The organism is Hydrogenophaga aromaticivorans (assembly GCF_013387465.1).
In the GTDB taxonomy this organism is placed as follows: Bacteria; Pseudomonadota; Gammaproteobacteria; order Burkholderiales; family Burkholderiaceae_C; genus Hydrogenophaga; species Hydrogenophaga aromaticivorans.
Genome location: NZ_VYGV01000002.1, coordinates 1 through 1,278, shown reverse-complemented (window position 1 = coordinate 1,278; position 1,278 = coordinate 1). Strand labels below are relative to the sequence as shown.

Sequence of the window (1,278 nt, the reverse complement as noted above, 5' to 3'; positions counted from 1 at the left end):
CGGCGACCAAAACGGGATTAGCCCAAACCAAGAGGCTTGCCTCTTGTGGTTGTAGGACACTCTGTACGGAGTTACAAAGGAACGAGGTAGATGAATAGTTCTGGAAAGTCCCGCCATAGGAGGTAACAGCCCTGTAGTCAAAACTTCGTTCTCTCCTGAGTGGATCCTGAGTACGGCGGAACACGTGAAATTCCGTCGGAATCCGGGATGACCATCTCCCAAGGCTAAATACTCCCTAGTGACCGATAGTGAACCAGTACCGTGAGGGAAAGGTGAAAAGCACCCCGGAAGGGGAGTGAAAGAGATCCTGAAACCGTGTGCCTACAAGTAGTCAGAGCCCGTTAACGGGTGATGGCGTGCCTTTTGTAGAATGAACCGGCGAGTTACGATCCCGTGCAAGGTTAAGCAGAAGATGCGGAGCCGCAGCGAAAGCGAGTCTGAATAGGGCGCATGAGTACGTGGTCGTAGACCCGAAACCAGGTGATCTACCCATGTCCAGGGTGAAGTTCAGGTAACACTGAATGGAGGCCCGATACCTCGCACGTTGAAAAGTGCGGGGATGTGGTGTTGGTAGGGTTGAAATGCCTATCGATCCTGGAGATAGCTTGTTCTCTCCGAAATAGCTTTAGGGCTAGCCTCAAGGTAAGAGTCTTGGAGGTAGAGCACTGATTGGACTAGGGGCCCCTACCGGGTTACCGAATTCAGTCAAACTCCGAATGCCAATGACTTATCCTTGGGAGTCAGACTGCGAGTGATAAGATCCGTAGTCGAAAGGGAAACAGCCCAGACCGCCAGCTAAGGTCCCAAAGTATACGTTAAGTGGAAAAGGATGTGGAGTTGCTTAGACAACCAGGATGTTGGCTTAGAAGCAGCCACCATTTAAAGAGTGCGTAATAGCTCACTGGTCGAGTGACTCTGCGCCGAAAATGTACCGGGGCTAAACGTATCACCGAAGCTGCGGACTGTTCTTCGAACAGTGGTAGGAGAGCGTTCTAAGGGCTGTGAAGCCAGACCGGAAGGACTGGTGGAGCGCTTAGAAGTGAGAATGCCGGTATGAGTAGCGAAAGAGGGGTGAGAATCCCCTCCACCGAATGCCTAAGGTTTCCTGAGGAAGGCTCGTCCGCTCAGGGTTAGTCGGGACCTAAGCCGAGGCCGAAAGGCGTAGGCGATGGACAACAGGTTGATATTCCTGTACCACCTCCTCACCATTTGAGCAATGGGGGGACGCAGGAGGATAGGGTAAGCGCGGTATTGGATATCCGCGTCCAAGCAGTTAGG

1 rRNA gene is annotated in these 1,278 nt (G+C 52.6%); it reads left to right on the top strand.

The window, feature by feature from the left end:
* Positions 1–1,278: ribosomal RNA gene (locus F3K02_RS02020) — 23S ribosomal RNA — on the top strand; the annotation flags it as partial.